This window comes from Neisseria sp. P0021.S006 (assembly GCF_051956895.1).
In genome coordinates this window covers 1-430 of sequence record NZ_JBQCWZ010001314.1, presented here as the reverse complement: position 1 = coordinate 430, position 430 = coordinate 1, and the positions used below count along the sequence as shown (strand labels likewise).

General features: G+C 57.0%; 1 protein-coding gene. It reads right to left on the bottom strand.

Annotated elements, in window-relative coordinates:
• Nucleotides 1-430 (bottom strand): DNA gyrase subunit A (locus ACTHUM_RS20060; protein ID WP_440404015.1); only part of this gene is annotated, 430 nt, incomplete at both ends.

The window sequence follows — 430 nt, the reverse complement described above, 5'->3', positions numbered from 1 at the left end:
CATTGCCTTCCAGCGAAGTTTGCGCCATCAGCGTGTTGATGAAGGTATCCGTATCAATGCGGCTGGATTTCGGCTCGAACACCAGTCGCACGGGATGTTCGCCGTCGGACTCGTCGCGCACGCGGTCGATTAAATCCAGCATCAGCTTTTTGGTATTAAGCTGGTCTTGGTTCAGCTGCTTTTTGCCTGCTTTCGGTTTCGGGTTGGTTTGTTCTTCGATTTCGGCAAGGATTTTGGCGGAATTGGCGTTCGGCGGCAGCTCGGTCACAATCACGCGCCATTGTCCGCGCGCCAGCTTCTCGATTTCGTAACGCGCACGCACGCGCACGCTGCCCTTACCGGTTTCGTAAATCCGGCGCAATTCGTCCGCCGGCGTGATGATTTGACCGCCGCCGGCAAAGTCGGGCGCTGGGATGTACTGCATCAGGTC